The 15,493-nt window shown below is 58.3% G+C and carries 12 protein-coding genes; 8 read left to right on the top strand and 4 right to left on the bottom strand.

Going from position 1 to position 15,493, the window contains the following annotated elements; translation table 11 throughout:
* The first annotated feature begins 40 nt into the window (after positions 1 to 40).
* On the top strand, positions 41 to 1,597 hold the full coding sequence (hutH, locus tag CVE23_RS15395) for a histidine ammonia-lyase (RefSeq protein ID WP_100849858.1): 1,557 nt from the start codon (positions 41 to 43) through the stop codon (positions 1,595 to 1,597).
* A 13-nt stretch (positions 1,598 to 1,610) separates the two neighbouring features.
* Positions 1,611 to 3,311 (top strand): urocanate hydratase, encoded by a 1,701-nt coding sequence (hutU, locus tag CVE23_RS15390; protein WP_100849857.1) that lies wholly within the window; start codon positions 1,611 to 1,613, stop codon positions 3,309 to 3,311.
* A gap of 71 nt (positions 3,312 to 3,382) precedes the next feature.
* Here the strand turns inward: hutU and CVE23_RS15385 are convergent, their stop codons facing one another.
* Positions 3,383 to 3,859 (bottom strand): GNAT family N-acetyltransferase, encoded by a 477-nt coding sequence (locus CVE23_RS15385; protein WP_100849856.1) that lies wholly within the window; start codon positions 3,857 to 3,859, stop codon positions 3,383 to 3,385.
* Positions 3,860 to 4,109: 250 nt separating this feature from the next.
* Here CVE23_RS15385 and CVE23_RS15380 point away from each other — a divergent pair, with 250 nt between their 5' ends.
* Complete coding sequence (locus tag CVE23_RS15380; RefSeq protein WP_100849855.1) at positions 4,110 to 5,198, top strand: iron-containing alcohol dehydrogenase family protein; 1,089 nt, start codon at positions 4,110 to 4,112, stop codon at positions 5,196 to 5,198.
* 102 nt (positions 5,199 to 5,300) lie between these two features.
* Here the strand turns inward: CVE23_RS15380 and pelI are convergent, their stop codons facing one another.
* The gene (gene pelI / locus CVE23_RS15375) at positions 5,301 to 6,335 is read right to left on the bottom strand and encodes a pectate lyase PelI (RefSeq protein ID WP_038667135.1); all 1,035 of its coding nucleotides are present in this window, start codon (positions 6,333 to 6,335) and stop codon (positions 5,301 to 5,303) included.
* Between the two features lie 748 nt (positions 6,336 to 7,083).
* On the opposite strand from pelI, the gene CVE23_RS15365 reads away from it, so the two are divergent.
* Positions 7,084 to 7,419, top strand: coding sequence for a hypothetical protein (locus CVE23_RS15365; RefSeq protein WP_225622596.1), 336 nt, complete (start codon positions 7,084 to 7,086; stop codon positions 7,417 to 7,419).
* Between the two features lie 53 nt (positions 7,420 to 7,472).
* Here the strand turns inward: CVE23_RS15365 and CVE23_RS15360 are convergent, their stop codons facing one another.
* Both CVE23_RS15360 and CVE23_RS15355 read right to left on the bottom strand, forming a co-directional pair.
* A complete protein-coding gene (locus tag CVE23_RS15360; RefSeq protein WP_038919749.1) occupies positions 7,473 to 8,576 on the bottom strand; it encodes a M20 peptidase aminoacylase family protein in 1,104 nt (367 codons plus the stop codon).
* Positions 8,577 to 9,062: 486 nt separating this feature from the next.
* Positions 9,063 to 10,172, bottom strand: coding sequence for an ABC transporter ATP-binding protein (locus tag CVE23_RS15355; RefSeq protein WP_100849853.1), 1,110 nt, complete (start codon positions 10,170 to 10,172; stop codon positions 9,063 to 9,065).
* Positions 10,173 to 10,528: 356 nt separating this feature from the next.
* On the opposite strand from CVE23_RS15355, the gene CVE23_RS15350 reads away from it, so the two are divergent.
* The 4 genes from CVE23_RS15350 to CVE23_RS15335 all read left to right on the top strand — a co-directional run bounded on the left by CVE23_RS15350 (position 10,529) and on the right by CVE23_RS15335 (position 15,311).
* Entirely contained in the window at positions 10,529 to 11,803 is a 1,275-nt protein-coding gene (locus CVE23_RS15350) for an extracellular solute-binding protein (protein WP_100849852.1), read from the top strand.
* A 73-nt stretch (positions 11,804 to 11,876) separates the two neighbouring features.
* Entirely contained in the window at positions 11,877 to 13,184 is a 1,308-nt protein-coding gene (locus CVE23_RS15345) for a carbohydrate ABC transporter permease (protein ID WP_049853666.1), read from the top strand.
* 10 nt (positions 13,185 to 13,194) lie between these two features.
* Positions 13,195 to 14,106 carry a sugar ABC transporter permease gene (locus tag CVE23_RS15340; protein ID WP_225622595.1) on the top strand — a complete coding sequence of 304 codons (912 nt, stop codon included), beginning with the start codon at positions 13,195 to 13,197 and terminating at the stop codon, positions 14,104 to 14,106.
* A gap of 5 nt (positions 14,107 to 14,111) precedes the next feature.
* On the top strand, positions 14,112 to 15,311 hold the full coding sequence (locus tag CVE23_RS15335) for a glycoside hydrolase family 53 protein (RefSeq protein WP_049853667.1): 1,200 nt from the start codon (positions 14,112 to 14,114) through the stop codon (positions 15,309 to 15,311).
* The last annotated feature ends 182 nt before the right edge of the window (positions 15,312 to 15,493 follow it).

Genomic DNA, 15,493 nt, shown 5'->3' with positions numbered 1-15,493 from the left:
GGATTTTTTTAGTTCTACTTGTCTATACAGGATTAGATATATGTCACAAACCCGAAGCTATTGCCTGACGCCCGGCGCGGTGGACCTCGCCACGCTGCGCGCCATTTATCAGGGAGAGGTTACCCTGACGCTGGAAGCGCAGGCGCGCGCGGCGGTCGCGGCGGCGCAGGAAACGGTGCAGGGCATTATCCGTCAGGACCGGGTGGTCTATGGCATCAACACCGGTTTTGGCAAGCTGGCCCAGACCCGCATTCCGGCGGACCGGCTGGCGGAGCTGCAACGCAATCTGGTGCTGTCGCACAGCGTGGGCATCGGCGACCTGCTGCCGGATGACGTGCTGCGTCTGGTGATGGCGACTAAAGTCGTCAGCCTGGCGCGCGGGCATTCCGGGGTACGGTTGCAGGTGATCGATACCTTGCTGGCGCTGTTCAACGCCGGGGTGATGCCCTGCATTCCGGAGAAAGGCTCGGTAGGCGCCAGCGGCGATCTGGCGCCGCTGGCGCATCTGTCGCTGCTGCTGCTGGGAGAAGGGCAGGCGCGGGTCGACGGCGTGCTGATCCCGGCGGCCGACGGGCTGGCGCGGGCCGGCGTCGAACCGCTGGTGCTGGGGCCGAAAGAGGGGCTGGCGCTGCTCAACGGCACCCAGGTATCCACCGCGCTGGCGCTGCGCGGGCTGTTCGAGGCCGAGAAAGTGTTTGCCGCCGGGCTGGTGGCCGGCGCGTTGTCGCTGGAGGCGATCAAAGGCTCGGTGAAGCCGTTTGACGCCCGCATCCATCAGGCGCGCGGCCAGCAGGGACAGATTGCGGTAGCGGCGGCGGTCAGCGCCTTGCTGACGGACAGCGAAATTTTGCAGTCGCACGTCAACTGCGGCCGGGTACAGGACCCGTACTCCATTCGCTGCGTGCCGCAGGTAATGGGCGCGTGTCTGGACAATCTACAGCACGCCGCCCGCGTGTTGCGCATCGAAGCCAACGCCGCGTCGGATAATCCGCTGGTGTTTCCGGAAACCGACGAGGTGATCTCCGGCGGTAATTTCCACGCCGAACCGGTGGCGTTCGCCGCCGACATCATCGCGCTGGCGGTGGCGGAGATCGGCGCGATTTCCGAACGGCGTATGGCGCTGCTGCTCGACAGCACGCTGTCCGGGCTGCCGCCGTTTCTGGTTAACGACGGCGGCGTCAACTCCGGCTTCATGATCGCCCAGGTAACCGCCGCCGCGCTGGCGTCGGAGAACAAGTCGCTGGCCCATCCCGGCAGCGTGGACAGCCTGCCCACCTCCGCCAATCAGGAAGACCATGTATCGATGGCGACCTACGCCGCCCGCCGTCTCGGCAGCATGTGCTTTAACACCGCCACCGTGGTGGGAATTGAAGCGATGGCCGCCGCGCAGGGCATCGATTTCCATCGTCCGCTGAAAAGCTCGCCGTTGCTGGAGCGCGAACTGACGCAGGTGCGTGAACAGGTCGCTTTTCTGGACCGCGACCGCCTGATGGCGACCGATATTGACCTGATGCGCCAGTGGGCCAGCCGTGAGCGCTGGCCGTCCGTCATCACCGCATTATTGCCCAGTTATGCCGCCGAACCGGCGCTCGTTTGATAAGGAATCCGCCATGACCACCTCTTCTTCGACTACGTCTTCTGTTGCCCGTGTCGTGCGTGCGCCGCACGGAACTGAACTGCACTGTGAAAACTGGCTGATCGAAGCCGCCTACCGCATGATCCAGAACAACCTCGACCCGGATGTGGCCGAGCGCCCGGAGGATCTGGTGGTGTACGGCGGCATCGGCAAGGCGGCGCGCAACTGGGCCTGCTTTGACGCCATTCTGACTAGCCTGCGCCAGCTGAAAGCGGATGAAACCCTGCTGGTACAGTCCGGCAAGCCGGTCGGGGTGTTTCGCACCCACGCCGACGCCCCCCGGGTACTGATCGCCAACTCGAATCTGGTGCCGCACTGGGCCACCTGGGAATACTTCCATGAACTGGATAAGGCCGGGCTGATGATGTACGGCCAGATGACCGCCGGATCGTGGATTTACATCGGCGCGCAGGGCATCGTGCAGGGTACCTATGAAACCTTCGCCGAAGCCGGCCGCCAGCATTATCACGGCGACCTGAGCGGCAAATGGATCCTCACCGCCGGTCTCGGCGGCATGGGCGGCGCCCAGCCGCTGGCCGGCGTGCTGGCCGGAGCATCGGTGCTGGCGGTGGAGTGTCAGGAATCCCGCATCGATTTTCGGCTGCGCACCCGCTATCTGGATTACAAGACCGACAGCATCGACGACGCGCTGGCGATGCTCGCCGATGCCTGTGCACAGAAAAAAGCCATCTCCGTCGGCCTGCTGGGTAACGCCGCCGAGGTGTTGCCGGAGCTGGTGAAACGCGCCAAAGCCGGCGGCATGAAACCGGATATCGTTACCGATCAGACTTCCGCCCACGATCCGCTCAACGGTTATCTGCCGGTGGGCTGGAGCGTGGCACGCTGGCAACAGGAACGCATCAGCGACCCGGAGGGGGTGATGAAAGCCGCCTGCGCCTCGATGGCGGTGCATGTGCAGGCGATGCTGGATTTTTGCCACATGGGCGTGCCCACCGTAGATTACGGCAACAATATCCGCCAGCGCGCGTTTGATGAAGGCGTGCGCGACGCCTTTGATTTCCCCGGTTTCGTCCCGGCCTATATCCGCCCGCTGTTTTGCGAAGGCAAGGGGCCGTTCCGCTGGGTGGCGCTGTCCGGCGATCCAGAGGACATCTACAAGACCGACGCGAAGTTGAAGGCGCTGTTTCCGGATAATCACCATCTGCACCGCTGGCTGGACATGGCGCGCGAGCGTATCGCTTTTCAGGGACTGCCGTCGCGCATCTGCTGGCTGGGGCTGGGGGAACGGCATCTGGCCGGGCTGGCGTTCAACGAGATGGTGCGCAACGGTGAGCTGAAAGCGCCGATCGTTATCGGCCGCGACCACCTGGACTGCGGCTCGGTGGCCTCGCCCAACCGGGAAACGGAAGCGATGCAGGACGGTTCGGACGCGGTGTCCGACTGGCCGCTGCTCAACGCGCTGCTGAATACGGCGGGCGGCGCCACCTGGGTCAGCCTGCATCACGGCGGCGGCGTCGGCATGGGCTTCTCCCAGCACGCCGGGATGGTGATCGTCTGCGACGGCAGCGAACAGGCCGATGCCCGGCTGGCGCGGGTGCTGTGGAACGACCCTGCTACCGGGGTGATGCGCCATGCCGATGCGGGTTACGACGTTGCTAAAGCCTGTTCGGCGGCGCATCAGTTGAATTTGCCGATGGTGAAGTCGCACGAGTGAAGTAAAAATCAGGCGCTAAAAAAGGGCGGTCGGCAGACCGTCCTTCTATGACCGACTACGGACGTGCCGCGCTACCGCAGGGTTTTTTTATAGATCAGGCTCGCTATCCCACCGATATCTTTGCGGGAATCCAGAACGAAACCGTTTTTTTCATAAAGACGCTGGGCGGCGGTCTGCGCTTCGGCGGTGTCCAGAATCATTGATCGGACGCCGTCGATGCTCTGCGCAAACGCGAATAGCTGATCCAAAATCGCCTGAGCGATGCCGCCCTGTCTAAATCCGGCGGCCACCCGCATTCGTTTAATCTCGCAAACCGAGTCGGACAGCAGGCGGATCGCCCCCATGCCAATCACATATTCCGGTTCTGCTTCCGTCGTGACGGCGACAAGAAAACGGGCGCGGTGTTGAGGGTAGTGCTCGGCAATGGCGTACAAATCGGCGTCCAGCGACGTATCAGGAGACAGCGAGCCGCTTTCCCGCAAGCCGGCGAAATGCAAGGCGATAACCTGTTCGCTATCCGCAGGCTGTATTTCTCTGATCGAAAACATGGTCTTTCTCCCGGTCAATGGGCAGTAGCCGTCATCGGGCGCGATGGCGCTGAACCCGGCGGTGCCAGTGCTGATGCGCTTGGGTATAAGCCGACAAGGGGGCAGCCTGTGCGTTCATGGCGGACTGCGCCTGCCGGCCCGAGGCAAAAGTGGATAAGACAATGATATGGTGCCCGGTGTGTGGTTTTGTAGTGTAGTAATGATTTGTTATTCATAACACTTTTTATAACCACAGCAGGCAGGAATTATCATAATGCAGCAGGTTTTCTTTCCGGCCACGGTGTTGCGTGGCGCCGGAGTCAGTCAACAGTTGGGCGGGATTTGCGCCCGTCTCGGTAGTCGGGTGTTGGTCGCGGGAGGGCATCAGGCGCTGGCGGCGGCGCAGACTCTGATTATCGAACAACTGCGGCAGTCTGGGGTGACGCTGACCGCGGTGGAGTGGTCTGGCGAGCAGTGCAGCGTCAGTCAGATTGAGCGGCTGTGCGCGCGGGTGCGCGAAACCGACAGCGATGTGTTGCTGGCGGTAGGCGGCGGCAAGGCGCTGGACACCGGTAAAGCGGTGGCGTTCCAGTGCGGCATTCCGGTGGTGACGTTGCCGACGATTGCCGCGACCTGCGCCGCCGTGACGCCGCTGTCGGTTCGTTATCACGACGACGGTCATTTCCACGATTTGCACCACCTGCCGGTAGCGCCGGCGGCGGTAGTGATCGACAGTGCGCTGCTGGCGCGGGCGCCGCTGCGCTGGCTGGCCGCCGGGCTGGGGGATACGCTGGCGAAGTGGTATGAGTTTCGTGCTATCGATAACGGCGGCAACGACAGCGGTTTTGCCGCGTCGTCGCGCGCCAACAGTGAAATCTGCTTTCGGTTGATCGAACAGTACGGCGAGGAAGCCTGCCGCGCCGTGACGGCCGGGCAGCACAACGACGCGCTCGATCAGGTGCTGGACGCTATCTTCCTGTTCGCCGGGCTGACCTCGCTGATGGCCAGCGGCGCGCACGCGGCGGCGGCCCATGCGTTGTACGAAGGGTTTACCGTCTGCGACAAGACCCGCGAATTCGGCCACGGCCTGCTGGTCGGCTTCGGCAATCTGTGCCTGCTGGCGCTGGAGCAGCGCAGCGATGAAGAATTGCTGGCGGCGATTCGGCTGGCTCAGGCCTGTGCGGTGCCGTTGACGCTGGCGGCGATCTGCCCGGATTTGTCGGAGGAGGAACTGACGGCGATCGTTCGCGCATCGGTTGATGCGCCGGATATGGCAACGATGCCGTTTACTGTGACGGAGCAGCAGGTGCGTCAGGCGATACGCCGGGTAGAGGCGCAGGCGGCCCGTGTAGCGGAGTGACCTCGGTCACTGACAATAAAAAAGACCGGGCGGGTAGCCCGGTCTTGTCTGGTTGATACGCCAGGAAGCCCGTGTTGTGTTTCAACCGGTCAGACGACCCTGTCAGAGTTTGCTGACGCCTGAACGGCTAACCTTACAGTTGGCGGTGTCCCATTTTTCACCGTACTTCTCTGATGTTCCCTGGCCTTTCACCACGCCTTTGAACTCTTCGCAGACTGGCGGTTTGCCTTCTTTGTAGTCTTTGATTTTCAGACCACTGATGGTTGCCACGTCACCGTAGTTGCGGTTAACGCCGGCGATGCTGTCAATGGTGCCGTTAACGGTAGCGCTGGTAACGGTCAGGAAACGCGGGCCGCCGTTGTTGGAGCAGTCGCCGCAGGAGCGCCACAATTTCCCGTGTTCACCGGTCAGGGTGAAGTTGCCTTTCACCACCGTGGTGCTGTTTTTGGAATTGTGCTGCAGCACTTTGTCCGGCTTGCCGCCGTAACCATTTTTGGCGTTATGCGCGATCCCGCCGACGATGGTCATGGTTTTGCCGTTATTGGTTGCGGCATCTTCGCAGATGTCTTCCCAGATCACGTTTTCAATGGTGCAGTTGCCGCTGTCGCAGTGAATGCCGTCCGCGCCGCCGGAGGCGGAAATACGCAGGTTTTTCACCGTGGCGTTTTTCAGAATGATCAGCGGTTTTTGTTTATCGCTGTCATTCGGGCAGGAGGTGCCGATGGTCACGCCGCCGCAGTCCACCGTGCGGTTTTCGAATGTGGCGCCCGGCTTACACTCGGAACTGGCTTTCGCTGCGCGCAGCGGGCCGGTGTTCGGCGCGGTGGTGACGGCATTTGATTCGATCTGAGCCTGGTCTTCGCTTACTACGTCCACCCAGTACCAGTAGTTGAGGCCGCTATTGGTGTCGGCATCTTTAAAGGTACGGGTTTCCGCGTCCAGTACGGCGATACGTTCACGCAGGTCAGGATTGCTGGTGGTGCCGCGATAAACTTCCTGACGCGCCACTTTACTTTCGTCGGTAGACCAGCCCAGATAATTAACATCGCTTTTCTGGGACAGCATCAGTGTGGTTTGGGCGGCGAATGACGGTGCCGCCAGAGTGAGTGCACACAGAGGTATTACATACTTAAACATACAATCTCCTTGTAAATCCCACAGGTATTGACTCTCATTCAGTTGAGAGAAAGAAATAAAAGCGGGTACTTCCTGAATGTATCGTGATTACTATAGAGCAAAAAATAAAAAGGGCGAGAAAAATAAACCGCTGTTTTGAAAATTAACCTGATGTGAATATCATCTATTTTATTTTCTAATTTTGAAAAGAGATTTATGTCATTTTTATTTATGAAACACTCGCAATATTGTAAAAATGAATGTGATAGGGATCCATTTTTTATAGTTGTCTGATTGATTTTTGCTCCATTGCAAGAGCTGGGAAGAGAATGACTATGTGTTTGGTCGGCTTTATGATAATACCGTCGTGCAGTTTATTCAGCGGTAATCGTAATGTGAATAATTTGTTTATTTTTGATGGTCTGGCTGGCAGGCGGCGGTTATTACGTCGACAGGCGGAGGCCAGTCGCCGGATGAAAGAAACCCTGGCGGCATACGTGCGGCCATGCCGGAAGCAAAGGATGGCAACGTGTCTGCAACGCGAAAAACGACAGGTATATTCAGATATGCCGCTTTGCTGCTGAATAGGCATTTATAGGGGTTATGCCCTAAATAATTCGAGTTGCAGGACAAAACGCGCTGCGTTTTGAACAACGCAACGCGTTGGCCCTTTAGGGCGAAGCCCATGAAATGGGCCGAGTAACGCAGCCAACGTACCTGCAACTTGAAGTATGACGGGTTTATGCACGTTTTAATAGGGATGTCTGTGATGATGATAAATAAAGCCGCTTTCTGTGCGTTGATTGCCGTCGTGTTATCGGGATGTGGCGGCAGCGAACCGACCGAGCAGGATATTCGGCACGCGGTTGACGATATGGTGGCTCAAACTAATCAGGAAATTAAAAAAAAAGTCGGCACGCTTTTTAATGATGAGATGGTGCTTAAAATCAATTCGTTAAAAAAGCTGAATTGCATCAGAAGTGAAAATAAAGGCTATCAATGCAATGTCGATTTGGATATGTCATTGCCACTGGTTGGAAACAAAAAAGAGATCGTCAATTTTACTTTTATTCGGGAAGACGGTTCGTGGACGCTGGTTAAATAATTCGTGCCTTTCCTGATAAGCGTCCCCGGCGTATTGCCGGGGACGCCCTGATATTATCCCAGCATCTTTTCCACGCAGCGTTTGAATACCTGCACGCCGGTTTCCAGCGACGATAATTCAAAATGCATGTCCGGATGGTGCAGCCCCGGTTTGAGATTGGTGCCCAGCCCCCAGAAGCCAGCTTTAATCTGTGGCTTGAGGCGCGGATAGAAGAAGAAGTCTTCTCCGCCTGCGGTGCTTTTGGGCGCGGTCAGACCGGCTTCGCCCAGCACATCCACGATCGCCGCGCTGATCAGCGCGGTGGCGTCGTCATGAATATCCGCCGCCGGAATCTCTTTTAGCAGTTTGATCTCGGCCGTTGCGCCGTAAGCCGCCGCGCTGTACTCAATGGCGCGGATCACTTTTGCTTTCAGCTCGTCCATCGCGTCATTCCGCGACGAACGCAGGTCCCAGCATACCGTGGCGTTATCAGGAATGGAGTTGGTCACGCCGGCGTCGCACAGAAAACGGGTAGCCTTGGCGCTCCAGGTCAGGTGCGGCGCCAGCGGAACCGCCTTCACCGCCATGACGGCGTTGGCGGCGGCTTCCAGCGCGTTCACGCCCAGATGCGGCCGCGCGCCGTGCGCCGGTTGGCCGTGAAAGGTGACTTCCAGCGTGCTGCTGGCGGAATAGTGCATCGCCGGTATCGCCTCGCCCAGCAGGCACTCTTCCACCGGGCGCAGGTGAAAGCCGAGGATCATGTCCACGTCGTCGATGGCGCCGCCTTCCACCATGGCGATGGCGCCGGTACCCAGCTCTTCGGCGGGCTGAAACAGGATCTTCAACCGTCCTTTTTTCACCACGCCATCGCGCATCAGTTCCTGAGCGGCGGTCAGCACCACCGACGAGTGGGCGTCGTGTCCGCAGGTGTGGCGGGCGCAAAACTCACCGTCAATGATGTGACCCAATGCATCCATATCGGCGCGCAACGCCAGCACCGGGCCGGGCACGCCGCTGTTCAGTTCCGCCACGATGCCGGTGGTGCCGTTGACGCCGCGGGTAAGACGGTAGCCCGCTGCTTCCAGCTGCGCGGCCAGATAATCGGAGGTCTTGAATTCCTGGAATCCCAGTTCCGGAATGGTGTGCAGGTAACGATAGTGATCGAATACGTTGGACATAACGTCCCTCTTGGTGTTCGTCAAAATGATGGTCAGACCGCGGTGTACCCCGCGGTCGATATCAACAGTAAGAGCCATCCAGCAGGAGTCATCCAGCAAGAGTTATGCCAGATGAAAGCGATGTGCGATGAACGCGATGCCAGATAAATAGGAACAATAGGAGATAAGGAACACGGTCTGGCGCGCGATTCCCACTTAGCGACGCGAGTTATTCACCGTGCGTTGCCGGCATGATAAACCCCCTTTCGCCACAAGGTAACGCGATGCCCCATCAGGGCGTCTATCCTCACCGAACGCGGGCATTGCCTGCACCTGACAGGTGCCTGTTGGGATAGGCGTTGATTGGTCTGACGGCGCGAGTTATCCATCTCCGCCGCGGGATGAGAAGGCGATGGCGGGGTAGGGTGGCAAGGTCAGCTGCGCGGCGTAGCGGGCATCGGTTTGATGCCGTTCCGCGCAGTGACGCTGGTAGCGGTGGCGATGACGTCAGTGCATGCCGGGAACGGCGGCGTCGGCGTTGATGCGCAGACCCTCGGCGTCGAACACCAGACAGTGAACGGCGTCGAAACCGACGGTAATCGCCTGCCAGGGGCGGAACTGCACGTCGCCGGGCAGCAGGATTTTGACGCCATCGTGGCCGTAGCACTGGCCGAACAGGTAGGTGTTGTTGCCCAGCCGTTCCACCACTTCGCACTGAAAGGCCAGCGTGGCCTGATGCGATGGCTGAATGCCAAGGTGCTCGGGGCGAATTCCCAGCGTGACGGCGTCGCCGGGCTGTAGCGGCGTAGTCTCAATATCCAGCGTCAGCGTTTTATCCGCCGTCAGCGTCACGGTCAACTGATGCGGCTGCCAGGCGACGACGGTCGCGGGCAGGAAATTCATTTTGGGCGAGCCGATAAAACCGGCGACGAAGCGATTGACCGGGTTGTAGTACAGCGCCATCGGCGAGCCGGTCTGCTCCACCTTGCCGTTGTTCATCACCACGATTTTGTCGGCCAGCGTCATCGCCTCCACCTGGTCGTGGGTGACATACACCATAGTGGTTTTCAGCTCCTGATGCAGCTTGGCGATGTGCAGGCGCATGTCGACCCGCAGTTCGGCGTCGAGGTTGGAGAGCGGTTCATCGAACATGAACACTTTCGGGTTGCGCACGATGGCGCGACCGATGGCGACGCGCTGGCGCTGGCCGCCGGACAGTTGTTTAGGCTTGCGGTCCAGCAGGTGGGACAACTGCAAGGTTTTGGCGACCATTTCGACCTGATGGCGAATCTCCGCCTTCGGCACCTTGTTGACCTTCAGCCCGTAGCCCATGTTTTCCGCCACCGTCATGTGCGGGTAGAGCGCGTAGGACTGAAACACCATCGCCACGCCGCGGTGGGCCGGCGCGACGTCATTCATCACTTCGTCATCAATCAGAATTTTGCCATCGCTAATCTCTTCCAAACCGGCGATCATCCGCAGCAACGTAGACTTGCCGCAGCCGGAAGGCCCGACAAACACCGCGAATTCACCCGCCTGAATATCCAGATTGATATTGTGCAGCGTTTCCGTTTTGCCAAAGCGTTTGGTGACATTTTTTAAGCATATGCTGGACATCCGTTTTTCCTCAACGGGTTATCAATACGGTGACCGCAGGGGCGGGCCGGGTAGTGCTGATAAGTGTATGTACTACGTATAACAAATTTTTGGACCAGCCTGACGGCGCTTTTACGTTGAGATGACTATAACCACCTTGTTTTTAGCGCCCTATCGGCATGTTTCATTTCTGCAATTGTGATCACACAATAGTCACTTTCCTGTCGTCATATCCCCACTGGTAGCGTAGCGTATAACATCATCGCTGGTGAAAAACCGGGTATTTAAAGCCCTATAAAATCAGCCACGATGTTTTTGTTAATGCGAAGTGCCAGGTTTTTTGCTTAAAAATGTTATACCTTCACATGAGGTCGATAATGAAAACCAAAACGCTTACCGCCCTACTGCTCTCCGCCACCGCTGCCGGCCAGCTGGCGGCCTTTCCGGTACATGCCGCGCAGCAGCTGACCGTTTGGGAAGATATCCGGAAATCGGATGGCATCAAGGACGCCATCGGGGATTTCGAAAAACAGTACAACGTCAAAGTGAACCTGCAGGAAATGCCGTATGCCCAGCAGCTGGAAAAACTGCGGCTGGACGGCCCGGCGGGCATCGGCCCCGATGTGCTGGTGATCCCCAACGATCAACTGGGCGGCGCGGTGGTGCAGGGGCTGATTGCGCCGCTGAAACTCGATCAGGCGGCGCAAGACAGCTTCACCGATGCGTCGATGGCGGCATTTCGCATGAACAACCAGGTGTACGGCCTGCCGAAAGCGGTGGAAACCCTGGTGCTGATTTACAACAAGGAGCAGGTGAGCAAACCGCTGGCCAGCCTGCAGGAGTGGTATGACTTTTCCCGGCAGCAGCAGGCGCAGAATAAGTTCGGGCTGCTGGCGAAGTTCGATCAGATCTACTACAGCTGGGGCGCGATCGGGCCGATGGGCGGCTATATTTTCGGCAAAAATGACAAAGGCTTCGGCAAAAATGACAAAGGCTTCGGCAAAAACGACAAAGGCGGCCTCAACCCGTTGGATATCGGCCTGAACACGCCGGGCGCGGTGGACGCGGTGACGCTGCTGCGTAAGTTTTACGCCGATAAGCTGTTTCCGGCGGGGATCATCGGCGATAACGGGCTGAACGCCATCGATTCACTGTTCACCGAGAAAAAAGCGGCGGCGGTTATCAACGGCCCCTGGGCGTTCCAGCCCTATGAAGCCGCCGGCATTCACTACGGCGTGGCGCCGCTGCCGCTGCTGCCGGACGGCAAACCGATGAGCTCGTTCCTGGGCGTGAAAGGGTATGTAGTCTCGACCTGGAGTAAGGACAACGCGCTGGCGCAACGGTTTATCGAATTCATCAACCAGCCGCGCTACGTGAAGGTCCGCTATCAACGCACCGGCGAGATACCGCCGCAAAAAAGCATGATTGACGATCCGCTGATTAAAAACGACGAGAAAGCCAGCGCGGTCGCCATCCAGGCCGCCAGAGCCGTGCCGATGCCGGGCATTCCGGAAATGGGCGAAGTCTGGGGGCCGGCCAACGCGGCGCTGGAGCTGAGCATGACCGGCAAACAGGAGCCGAAAGCGGCGCTCGATAACGCCGTGAAGCAAATCAAGATGCAGGTCGAGGCGATGCAGGCCAGCAATCAGTAATAACCGTCATCCGTTAACGCAGTAGGCCACACCGAGCGGGAGGGCGACTTCCCGCGACTAGAAGGAGCAGCGTGTGATTATCAGTTCCGGCGAACCCCTGTCCGGGGAAAAGCGCACCCGACGCCACGCCTGGGTCGCGGCGTTGTGCGCGGTGCTGCCCGGCGGCGGGCAGTTTTATCATCGCCAGTGGGCGAAGGGCATGATTTTTCTGGTGCTGCTCGGCAGCTATCTGGGGGTGTTTCATGACTTTCTGCGTACCGGCCTGTGGGGCGTGTACACCCTGGGGGAAGAGGTGCCGCGCGACAACTCTATCTTCCTGCTGGCGGAAGGGATCATCAGCCTGCTGATTATCGCCTTTGGCGTGCTGATCTACGCCTTGTCGATAAACGATGCCTGGCGTAATGGCAAACGGCGGGATGACGGACTGGCGCTGAACAGCGTGCGGCAGCAGTACCGCCTGCTGCTGAGCGAAGGCTTTCCTTACCTGATGATTACCCCGGGCTTCATTCTGCTGGTGTTCGTGGTGATTTTCCCGATCCTGTTCGGTTTCGCCATCGCGTTTACCAATTACAACCTGTACCACACGCCGCCCGCCAAACTGGTGGAGTGGGTCGGGATGAAGAACTTCGTCAGCATTTTTACCCTCAGCATCTGGCGCTCGACCTTTCTGGACGTGTTGCAATGGACGGTGGTCTGGACGCTGCTGGCGACCACGTTGCAGTGTACGGTGGGGGTGTTGCTGGCGATTTTGGTTAACCAGAAAGATCTGCGCTTTAAGCCGCTGATCCGCACGATTTTCATTCTGCCGTGGGCGGTGCCGGGGTTCGTCACCATTCTGGTGTTCGCCGGCATGTTCAACGATTCGTTCGGCGTCATCAATAATGCCATTCTGGCGTCTGTGGGCATCAGCCCGAAAGCCTGGCTGACCGATCCGTTCTGGACCAAAACGGCGTTGATCATGATGCAGACCTGGCTCGGATTCCCGTTTGTGTTCGCCATGACCACCGGTGTGTTGCAGGCCATTCCGGACGATCTGTACGAAGCGGCCACGATGGACGGCGCCAGCCGCTGGACGCAACTGCGCACCATTACGTTGCCGCTGGTGCTGTACTCCATCGCGCCGATCATCATCACCCAGTACACCTTCAATTTTAACAATTTCAACATCATCTATCTGTTCAACAACGGCGGACCCGCCGTCGCCGGTTCCAATGCCGGGGGCACCGACATTCTGGTGTCCTGGATTTACAAACTGACGATGTCGTCGTCCCAGTATGCGATTGCCGCCACCATCACCATCCTGCTGTCGATTTTCGTGGTCGGGCTGGCGCTGTGGCAATTCCGGGCGACCCGGTCATTCAAGAACGATGAGATGGCATAAGGGGAGAATGATGGCGACGACTCAAGGCATCAACCGTCAGGATATTCATCGTCAGAGCGCCGAACGTCAGGGCGTGCATCATAAAAGTATCAAACGCGAGAAAGCCCTTCGGCTTGCGCTGTCCTGGCTGGTGATTATCGCGGTGTCGGTGGTGATCATTTATCCGCTGGTGTGGACGGTCGGGGCGTCGCTCAATGCCGGCAACAGCCTGTTGAGCACCTCGATTATTCCGGAAAATCCGTCCTTTCAGCATTACGAGGAGCTGTTCAACGGTCAGGTCAATTACCTGACCTGGTACTGGAACTCGATGAAAATCAGCTTCCTGACCATGATCCTGACGCTGGTAAGCGTCAGTTTCACCGCCTACGCGTTTTCGCGTTTCCGTTTCAAAGGACGGCAAAACGGCCTGATGCTGTTTTTGCTGTTGCAGATGATCCCGCAGTTCTCCGCGCTGATCGCCATTTTTGTGCTGTCGCAGCTGCTGGGGTTGATCAACAGCCATCTGGCGCTGGTGCTGATTTATGTCGCCGGCATGATCCCGATGAACACCTATTTGATGAAGGGCTATCTGGACGCGATTCCCCGCGAGCTTGACGAATCGGCGCGCATGGACGGGGCGGGCAATTTCCGTATTTTCATCGAGATCATTATTCCCTTGTCCAAGCCGATCATCGCCGTGGTGGCGCTGTTTTCCTTCACCGGTCCGCTGGGGGATTTCATCCTGTCCAGCACCATCCTGCGCACCCCGGATAAGTACACCCTGCCTATCGGTTTATACAACCTGGTGGCGCAGAAAATGGGAGCCAGTTACACCACCTACGCCGCCGGCGCGGTGCTGATTGCCGTGCCGGTCGCGTTGCTTTACCTGATGCTGCAAAAATATTTTGTCTCCGGCCTTACCTCAGGCAGTACCAAAGGATAATCGCGATGAAAAAGATGATACCCGCATTACTGGCTGTTTCCCTGTCGCTGGGCGCGATGCCGCTCATGGCGGCGGAGTCTGTCGTTATTAAACCACTGCGCAATGCCCCGGCCGATTTTATCAAGGGCGCGGATATCTCCACGTTGCTGGAAGTGGAGCGTCAGGGCGGCGTGTTTTATGACGAAAACCACGTGCGCGTCGACCCGGTCGCGCTGCTGAAAAAGAATGGCGTTAACTACATCCGGCTGCGTTTGTGGGTTGACCCCCGCGATGCTGCCGGGCGTCCTTACGGCGGCGGCGATAACGATCTGGCGACCACATTGACGCTGGCCAAACGCGCCAAAGCGCAGGGTATGAAGCTGTTGCTGGATTTCCACTACAGCGACTTCTGGACCGACCCCGGCAAGCAGTTCAAGCCGAAAGCCTGGGCCAGCCTGTCGTACGATCAACTGAAAGTCGCCATTCATGACTATACCCGCGACACCATCGCCCGTTTCAAGAAGGAAGGGGTGCTGCCGGATATGGTGCAGATCGGCAATGAGGCTAACGGCGGCATCCTGTGGCCGGAAGGCAAAAGCTGGGGGCAGGGCGGCGGCGAATTCGACCGGCTGGCCGGCCTGCTGAACGCCGCGATCGCCGGCCTGCGTGAAAACCTCAGCTCGCCGGGGCAGGTCAAAATCATGCTTCATCTGGCGGAAGGCACCAAGAACGACACCTTCCGCTGGTGGTTTGATGAAATCACCAAGCGCGGCGTACCGTTCGATGTGATCGGCCTGTCGATGTACACCTACTGGAACGGCCCGATCAGCGCGTTAAAAGCCAACATGGACGACATCAGCCAGCGCTACAACAAGGACGTCATCGTGGTTGAGGCCGCCTACGGTTACACCCTGGCTAACTGCGATAACGCCGAAAACAGCTTTAGCGAAAAGGAAGCGACGGCGGGCGGTTACCCGGCCACGGTACAAGGGCAGGCCGATTTCATCCGCGACCTGATGCAAAGCGTGATTGACGTACCGAAAAAGCACGGTAAAGGCGTGTTCTATTGGGAACCGACCTGGATAACGCCGCCGGGAAATACCTGGGCCACCGAAGCCGGTATGAATTACATCAACGACCACTGGAAATTGGGCAACGCCCGTGAAAATCAGGCGTTATTTAATTGTCAGGGGGAGGTGCTGCCTTCGATAAAAGTCTTTAAGTAAATACCCGGCATACTTCAGTTGCAAGTACGTTGGCTTTATTGCAATTCGAATTATTTTGGGTATGCCCCGTCATATTTCACGTGCAGGCGCGTTGGCGGCCCCGGCTTATTGTTGGGGAATGATGTGGTTGCCGCCTGCCTGCATAGTGAAATAGCGGGAATATACCGTCTGCCTATTCAGTA

Origin of the sequence: Dickeya fangzhongdai (assembly GCF_002812485.1) — a bacterium.
In the GTDB taxonomy this organism is placed as follows: domain Bacteria; phylum Pseudomonadota; class Gammaproteobacteria; order Enterobacterales; family Enterobacteriaceae; genus Dickeya; species Dickeya fangzhongdai.
The sequence above is the reverse complement of the archived record's forward strand: the minus strand, read 5'-3'. Positions and strand labels throughout refer to the sequence as shown.

Coding starts and splice junctions, on each gene's coding strand:
- CVE23_RS15340 (WP_225622595.1), top strand. CDS start 13,195: ATGGCGACGACTCAAGGCATCAACCGTCAGGATATTCATCGTCAGAGC.
- pelI (WP_038667135.1), bottom strand. CDS start 6,335: ATGTTTAAGTATGTAATACCTCTGTGTGCACTCACTCTGGCGGCACCG.
- CVE23_RS15385 (WP_100849856.1), bottom strand. CDS start 3,859: ATGTTTTCGATCAGAGAAATACAGCCTGCGGATAGCGAACAGGTTATC.
- CVE23_RS15365 (WP_225622596.1), top strand. CDS start 7,084: ATGATGATAAATAAAGCCGCTTTCTGTGCGTTGATTGCCGTCGTGTTA.
- CVE23_RS15355 (WP_100849853.1), bottom strand. CDS start 10,172: ATGTCCAGCATATGCTTAAAAAATGTCACCAAACGCTTTGGCAAAACG.
- CVE23_RS15350 (WP_100849852.1), top strand. CDS start 10,529: ATGAAAACCAAAACGCTTACCGCCCTACTGCTCTCCGCCACCGCTGCC.
- hutU (WP_100849857.1), top strand. CDS start 1,611: ATGACCACCTCTTCTTCGACTACGTCTTCTGTTGCCCGTGTCGTGCGT.
- hutH (WP_100849858.1), top strand. CDS start 41: ATGTCACAAACCCGAAGCTATTGCCTGACGCCCGGCGCGGTGGACCTC.
- CVE23_RS15335 (WP_049853667.1), top strand. CDS start 14,112: ATGAAAAAGATGATACCCGCATTACTGGCTGTTTCCCTGTCGCTGGGC.
- CVE23_RS15360 (WP_038919749.1), bottom strand. CDS start 8,576: ATGTCCAACGTATTCGATCACTATCGTTACCTGCACACCATTCCGGAA.